The sequence below is a fragment of the Empedobacter falsenii genome (assembly GCF_019308355.1).
Taxonomy (GTDB): domain Bacteria; phylum Bacteroidota; class Bacteroidia; order Flavobacteriales; family Weeksellaceae; genus Empedobacter; species Empedobacter falsenii_B.
In genome coordinates, this window is record NZ_JAAGKM010000034.1 from 22362 (window position 1) to 28898 (window position 6537).

The window sequence follows — 6537 nt, forward strand, 5'->3', positions numbered from 1 at the left end:
TTTTATTTCTATAAAATCAATTACTTTTACTCAAAACCTAATTAATTTGTGATAATAGATTTTCCTGTATCCATTGAAATTTTTGGACACTCAGTCTTAGTTCATCCTATTCTCGAATCGGTCGGAATTTTTATTGCGATGCGTTATTATGCATTTCTACGAAAACGAAACAAATCAAGTTTATCGACAACACAATCGTTTAGTATAATTATAGGCGCATTAATTGGAGCGCTTTTGGGCTCTAAAATAATTGGAACATTAGAAAATCCGCAAGCTCTTTTGGATGCAGAAAATCCTTTTCTCTTTTTCTGGACAAGTAACACAATCATAGGTGGTTTAACCTTTGGTTTAATTGGTGTAGAACTCACAAAAAAGATAATTAGATACAAAGAAAGTACAGGAGATTTGATTACTTTTCCTTTGATTTTAGCGATGATAATTGGACGAATTGGTTGCTTTTTAACAGGCATTTATGAACAAACATATGGAATAGAAACAACATCTATTTTCGGAATGGATTTAGGCGATGGATTGTTACGTCATCCGGTTGCTTTGTACGAAATTGTTTACCTTATTTTGCTTTGGATAGTTTTAAAAATCGTTCAGAAAAAATATATTTATCCTTCTGGATATTTGTTTCAAATCTTTATGCTGGCTTATTTTGTGTTTCGTTTCTGTTTAGATTTTATCAAACCAATACATCCCATTTTTTTAGGATTAAGTTCTATTCAAATTACTTGTGTTGGTGTTATTTTTTATTATATCTTTAAGTTATCACAACTTAAATCTAACTAATGGAATCTTTATTTACAATTGTTTTTATTTTACTTCTTATTGGTTCTGTACTTTCTGTAGCAGGTTTTATTTTGTACTTATTTACAAAGAATAAAAATGAGATAGAAAGTGTAGAAATGTCTCTAAAACTAATGGTTTGGGGAATAGGGATTTTACTTGCTTCGGGTTCAATTTGTGGCTTAATTTTAATTGGAAACTAATATGATATATTCAGTAATATTTGCAGAAGGAGGATTTGGAAACGATTTTATTTATGTTATTATAGCAATTTTAGCAGTAATTGCACTTATTGGAGGCGCTGTTGGAACAGTAATTTCGCTAATCATAAATTCTATTTCTGGAAAAAGTAAATCTTCAAAATACTATTTAATGATTTTTGGAATGTGTGCATTGGTTACACTTATTATTTCAGGAATGGTTTGTGGATCTATGTAAACATCGTACCATTCATTAAAACTTAAATCTACTTAAAACTTATATTATGCCGGTTAGAAATTATACGTATTACGATTATACAATTTCACTTTGTCCAGAATGTTTAAAACGTATTGGTGCAAAAATTATTATCGAGGACGAGAATGTTTTTATGACAAAACGTTGTCCAGATCATGGTTTCTTCAAAACAAAAATAGCAACGGATGTCGATTATTATAAAAACATAAGAAATTACAATAAAGCATCAGAAATGCCTTTGCATTTTGGGACGGATGTTGAATATGGTTGTCCGTACGATTGTGGTTTATGTGTCGATCACGAGCAACATTCGTGTTTATCAATTGTTGAGGTGACGGATCGATGCAATTTAACGTGCCCTACTTGTTACGCCATGTCATCGCCACATTACGGTTCTCATCGTAGTTTAGAGCAAATAGAAGCGATGTTTGATACCATTGTTAAAAATGAAGGCGAACCCGATGTGGTTCAAATTAGTGGGGGAGAGCCAACAATTCATCCACAATTTTTTGAGATTATGGAAATTGCAAAATCAAAACCAATTAAACATTTGATGTTGAATACAAACGGAATTAGAATTGCAAATGATCCTGGTTTTGCCGAAAAATTAGCAACTTATGCGCCTGAATTTGAAATTTATCTGCAATTTGATTCATTCAAAAAAGAAGTTTTAGAAGATTTTCGAGGAAAAGATTTGACAGATGTTCGAATGAAAGCTTTAGAAAAATTGAATGAATTAAATCTTTCTACAACTTTGGTTGTTGTGTTGCAAAAAGATAAAAATATTGATGAAATAGGGAAGATTATTGATTTTGCGCTTAAACAAAAATGTGTGCGTGGCGTGACGTTTCAACCTGTCGAAATTGCGGGAAGAAATAGAGATGATTCGGCTCACGAAAAAATTACATTGACAGAAGTTCGTCAAGAAATTATTGATCAATATCCACTTTTTAATTCAGATGATATTATTCCAGTTCCATGTAATCCAGATGCTTTGGCGATGGGTTATATGCTGAAATTGAATGATGAGGTAATTCCGCTTACACGTTATATAATTCCAGCGGATTTGTTGAATAACGAATCGAAAAATACAATTGTCTACGAACAAGATGAACAATTGAAAGTACAATTATTAGACATTTTTAGTACAGGAATTTCGGTTGATAAAGTGCAACCAAAAGTGAATCAATTACTTTGTTGTTTACCAGAAGTTTGTGCGCCCGAATTGGATTTAGATTACGATAATTTGTTCCGAATAATCATTATGAATTTTATGGATGCACATGATTTTGATGTTCGTGCTGTTAAAAAGTCTTGCGTACATATCGTCAACAAAGATTTGAAATTAATTCCATTCGAAACAATGAATTTATTTTATCGTGACGAAAAAGCTGCTTATTTAGAAGAATTGAGAAAAGAGGATAAAGTGTTGTTTTAGATGATGATGACAAATTGCTTATTTTTTGGAGATAGTATTACCTACGGCGAATATGACGGGGTTTTGGGAGGTTATGTAGAAATTTTGAAACGTTATTGCCATGCTGAGTTTTATAATAACAATGTAAACGAAGTCAATTGTTTTAATCTCGGAATAGGAGGAGAGACAACAGAAGGGTTAATAAAACGATTTGAAATTGAGATAAAAGCACGTCTTTCTCCTGATGAAAATCTAATTTTCTTTTTTTATGGTGCAAATGATTTGGCCGAAAAAAATGATGTAGAATTGGTTTCACTCGCTAATTTCGAATCTAATCTTTTTGAAGTAATTTCTCAAGCTAAGGAATTTACAGCTAACATTTATGTGGTAAGTATTTTACCAATTTCTAAAACGGTTGATGGAATAAAAGTTCCTGAACGTAAATTTCGTACAACTCAGAAAATTGAATTATTCAATCAAAAGTTAAAAGATTTAGCGCTTCAAAATCAAATAGAATTTATTGATATTTTCTCACGTTTTAATCTAACTAAAGAAGAATTTCTTTCAAAAGACGGTATTCATCCAAATGAAAAAGGATATCAATTTATCGCAAATCAAATAAAACCGATTGTTGAGAAATATTTGTAAAATCTATTTTTGTTGAATTTGACTTCTGTAATAAGGAATGATATAATCTTTAAAAAATAAAAAAGTCATTGATCCAGCTATACATGTAAATGGAGCGTTTTGGCTTGTTCCAGTTGGTGAGATATAAGAAATTAATAACCCAACTAAATATCCGCATAAAGCGTAATAACTAAATTTTAGAATTGTTTTTAATGCTTTGTTTTTCATTTTATTAGTGTTTTAATTAAGATATGGTTTTTATTGATAGTAAACAAAATAATCTTTATTCATTATAAATAACTCATTTTGGTTTTGTAACTTTGTCCACGAAAGTTTATGGTAATTTTTCAAATAAAAAATTAGTATTAACAAACGAAATTTTCTTCGGGGCAAGGCGAAATTCCTTACCGGCGGTTATAGTCCGCGACTCCTTTAACTTTGTTATGGGACTGATTTGGTGAAACTCCAAAACCGACAGTATAGTCTGGATGAGAGAAGAAAATTGAACACAACTGAAAGTCATGAGTGATAAGTGTTAAGTTCTGAGTGAAAAACTCATGACGCACAACTTTGAGCTTATTACTTAACAATGTGTTTCGCCCTGAAGTGATGTTTCATGATAAAACAAAAATCAAATGAAAACAATCACACAATTTGGCTCAACAGCCAATGAAAGAATTGCAAATGCAATAAAAGATCTACAAAACGGAAAAGGAATTTTATTAATTGATGATGAAAATCGTGAAAACGAGGGTGATATCATTTTTCCTGCTTCCACAATTACTGCGCCTGATATGGCTTTATTGATTCGTGAATGTAGCGGTATTGTTTGTCTGTGTCTTACACAAGAAAAAGCAGATGAATTGGAGCTAAATCCTATGGTCGAAAACAATAACTCACGTTTTCATACTGCATTTACAGTAACTATTGAAGCAAAAGAAGGTGTAACAACTGGTGTTTCTGCAGCCGATCGTATACAAACGATAAAAACAGCAATTAATCCAATTGCAAAACCGACTGACCTTAATCGACCTGGACATGTTTTTCCTTTAATTGCTCGTCCAAAAGGCGTTATGGAACGTCGAGGACATACAGAAGGAAGTATTGATATTGTGAAATTAGCAGGTTTAGGAAATGAAGCAGTTTTGTGCGAATTGACAAATGTTGATGGTACAATGGCGAAAGTTCCGCAAATTATAGATTTTGCCGAAAAACATGAAATGACTGTTTTGACAATTGAGGATATTTACGAATATCGTCTTCAATTAGAGGAGAAAAAACAATTAGAATTCGCTTAAATTAAACAATAAAATATATCATAAACTTTCAAAAATCTTCGGGTAGAAATACACGAAGATTTTTTTTGATTTTATACAAATTTATTATCCAAAATCAAGGTAGTTTTGAATAAAATCAATGTACATTTAAAAACTTAAAATTCAAATTACAAAATGACATCAGAGGAGAAAGTTCCGTCCGTTTGGAAAAATAAAGAATTTATTCCATTCATATTTTTAAGGTTTTCCTTAATCTTTGCTTTATTCATTCAGAGTACGTCTGTTGCGTACGAAATTTTTAAAGTCACTCAGAAAGAAATTTTTCTTGGATTAATTGGTTTAGCCGAGTTTTTACCAATTCTTTTAACTGCTTTTTATGCGGGACAATTGGTCGATAAATTGGATAAACAGATGATCTTGGTACGAAGTATTGGTTGTTTTATGACCGCTTCTTTTGTCTTGATGATTGTTAACTTTCCGTCAGTTCGCCAAGCAATCGGAATTCCTGTTTATTTGGGAATCTGTTATTTTGCATTTTTCATTTTAGGATTGACAAGATCCTTTAGTGGTCCAGCTTTATTTGCACTTTTAGCCTTAGTTGTCCGTAAAGAAAACTACACAAAAGCAATTCCGCTTTCGTCTTCTGCATTTATGATTGGATCAGTTTTAGGACCTTTGGCAGGAGGAGTTATTTTAGCAAAATTTGGTATTGAAGCCGCTTTGATAACCGCTTTTACAATTATGTGTATTTCGATGGTGATGATATTATTAATTTCTAAAAAACCAGCAGAAATATCAGAATCAGAATCAACAGAATCGCCAATGATACGTATCAAAGAAGGTTTGAGATTTATTTGGGGAACGCCAATTATATTAGCTGTTTTGAGTTTGGATATGTTTGCGGTTTTCTTTGGTGGAGCAGAATCGTTGTTACCAGCTTTCGTTGAAAAAGTATTGAATCAAGGTTCTGAAGCTTTTGGTTTATTACGATCAGCACATGGAATTGGATCGATTATAATGATGTTTTTCTTGTCGATGATTCCAAGTTTATTAAAAGGAAATGTTGGACCAAAATTATTGGGAGCAGTCGCAATGTTTGGTATTTGCATTATATCTTTCGGATTTAGTCAAAATCTGTATTTATGTTTTGTTATTTTGATGTTTGGAGGTGCTTTTGATGCAATTTCGATGGTAATTCGTCAAAGTATTTTACAAATCAAAACGCCCGAAAATTTGAAAGGTCGTGTTTCATCTGTCAATTCAATATTTGTGAGCTCTTCTAACGAATTAGGAGCTTTAGAAAGTGGAATTGCCGCAACATTTTTAGGATTAGTTCCTGGAATTATTTTTGGAGGAACGATGACAATTTTAACCGTAATTTTAATTGCATTTTTCATCAAACCTATTCGAAAAGTAACCTTAGAATAAAATATTTTACTTAAAAAAATAGACAATAAGGCTTTTGTTAATTTTTAAAGTCTATTTTTGCAATAAACTGTTCAGAAAATGTTTAAATATTTATTAATTGCTTTTTGTAGCTTATTCATAATTTCTTGTTCGACAGATACTTTTGAAGAAGATTTAATTGAATCGAATGAAAATTTGTTTCCAACTGGTTATTTCTCTAATCGCTATTTTGTAGATGATTTATATTCTATTTATTATAGTGATAGTATTCAAATTATTTATGATGAGCAAGATCGTCCAATAGAGAAAAAAGTTAAATCTTATTATTTGCTAAGTGATCAAAAAGTAAATTATATTAATGATTCTGAGTATGAAATTACAGAGAATGGTCAATTAATAGAAAGTGGAACTGTAATCTTCCCTAAAAACCGGAACGTTTAAAAATATAGTTTATTAACTTAGGGATAATTATGAAACAAAGCAATTTTACAGAAGTTCAGATCGTCAAGATCTTATCAGAACAAAATCAAGGCAAAACAGTCAATGAAATTTGTCGTGAAC

At 31.2% G+C, this 6537-nt stretch carries 9 protein-coding genes and 1 riboswitch; of the genes, 8 read left to right on the forward strand and 1 reads right to left on the reverse strand.

All coding sequences use genetic code 11. The features are described 5' to 3' along the window. The first annotated feature begins 48 nt into the window (after nucleotides 1-48). The 5 genes from G0Q09_RS11755 to G0Q09_RS11775 are packed head-to-tail and all read left to right on the forward strand — an operon-like array spanning nucleotide 49 to nucleotide 3313. Nucleotides 49-795, forward strand: coding sequence for a prolipoprotein diacylglyceryl transferase (locus G0Q09_RS11755; RefSeq protein ID WP_371875739.1), 747 nt, complete (start codon nucleotides 49-51; stop codon nucleotides 793-795). Then, entirely contained in the window at nucleotides 795-995 is a 201-nt protein-coding gene (locus G0Q09_RS11760) for a hypothetical protein (RefSeq protein ID WP_114999701.1), read from the forward strand. Before G0Q09_RS11755 ends, G0Q09_RS11760 begins: the two co-directional genes overlap by 1 nt. A gap of 1 nt (nucleotide 996) precedes the next feature. Then, nucleotides 997-1230 (forward strand): hypothetical protein, encoded by a 234-nt coding sequence (locus G0Q09_RS11765; RefSeq protein WP_114999703.1) that lies wholly within the window; start codon nucleotides 997-999, stop codon nucleotides 1228-1230. Between the two features lie 46 nt (nucleotides 1231-1276). After that, a complete protein-coding gene (locus G0Q09_RS11770; RefSeq protein WP_219035010.1) occupies nucleotides 1277-2686 on the forward strand; it encodes a radical SAM protein in 1410 nt (469 codons plus the stop codon). Between the two features lie 6 nt (nucleotides 2687-2692). Beyond that, nucleotides 2693-3313, forward strand: coding sequence for an SGNH/GDSL hydrolase family protein (locus G0Q09_RS11775; RefSeq protein WP_219035011.1), 621 nt, complete (start codon nucleotides 2693-2695; stop codon nucleotides 3311-3313). Between the two features lie 3 nt (nucleotides 3314-3316). Here the strand turns inward: G0Q09_RS11775 and G0Q09_RS11780 are convergent, their stop codons facing one another. Next, complete coding sequence (locus tag G0Q09_RS11780; protein WP_219035012.1) at nucleotides 3317-3520, reverse strand: hypothetical protein; 204 nt, start codon at nucleotides 3518-3520, stop codon at nucleotides 3317-3319. A 148-nt stretch (nucleotides 3521-3668) separates the two neighbouring features. Next, nucleotides 3669-3796: riboswitch (FMN riboswitch) on the forward strand. Between the two features lie 131 nt (nucleotides 3797-3927). On the opposite strand from G0Q09_RS11780, the gene ribB reads away from it, so the two are divergent. The 3 genes from ribB to G0Q09_RS11795 all read left to right on the forward strand — a co-directional run bounded on the left by ribB (nucleotide 3928) and on the right by G0Q09_RS11795 (nucleotide 6417). After that, entirely contained in the window at nucleotides 3928-4590 is a 663-nt protein-coding gene (gene ribB, locus G0Q09_RS11785) for a 3,4-dihydroxy-2-butanone-4-phosphate synthase (RefSeq protein WP_114999705.1), read from the forward strand. A gap of 153 nt (nucleotides 4591-4743) precedes the next feature. Beyond that, nucleotides 4744-5997, forward strand: a complete 1254-nt coding sequence (locus G0Q09_RS11790; RefSeq protein WP_125350189.1) for an MFS transporter — start codon at nucleotides 4744-4746, stop codon at nucleotides 5995-5997. A 78-nt stretch (nucleotides 5998-6075) separates the two neighbouring features. Then, nucleotides 6076-6417, forward strand: a complete 342-nt coding sequence (locus G0Q09_RS11795; RefSeq protein WP_219035013.1) for a hypothetical protein — start codon at nucleotides 6076-6078, stop codon at nucleotides 6415-6417. Nucleotides 6418-6537: the final 120 nt, after the last annotated feature.

Excerpts from the sequence above, each read along its gene's own strand:
- G0Q09_RS11760 (WP_114999701.1), top strand. The coding sequence starts at position 795 with ATGGAATCTTTATTTACAATTGTTTTTATTTTACTTCTTATTGGTTCT.
- G0Q09_RS11765 (WP_114999703.1), top strand. The coding sequence starts at position 997 with ATGATATATTCAGTAATATTTGCAGAAGGAGGATTTGGAAACGATTTT.
- G0Q09_RS11770 (WP_219035010.1), top strand. The coding sequence starts at position 1,277 with ATGCCGGTTAGAAATTATACGTATTACGATTATACAATTTCACTTTGT.
- G0Q09_RS11775 (WP_219035011.1), top strand. The coding sequence starts at position 2,693 with ATGACAAATTGCTTATTTTTTGGAGATAGTATTACCTACGGCGAATAT.
- G0Q09_RS11780 (WP_219035012.1), bottom strand. The coding sequence starts at position 3,520 with ATGAAAAACAAAGCATTAAAAACAATTCTAAAATTTAGTTATTACGCT.
- ribB (WP_114999705.1), top strand. The coding sequence starts at position 3,928 with ATGAAAACAATCACACAATTTGGCTCAACAGCCAATGAAAGAATTGCA.
- G0Q09_RS11790 (WP_125350189.1), top strand. The coding sequence starts at position 4,744 with ATGACATCAGAGGAGAAAGTTCCGTCCGTTTGGAAAAATAAAGAATTT.
- G0Q09_RS11795 (WP_219035013.1), top strand. The coding sequence starts at position 6,076 with ATGTTTAAATATTTATTAATTGCTTTTTGTAGCTTATTCATAATTTCT.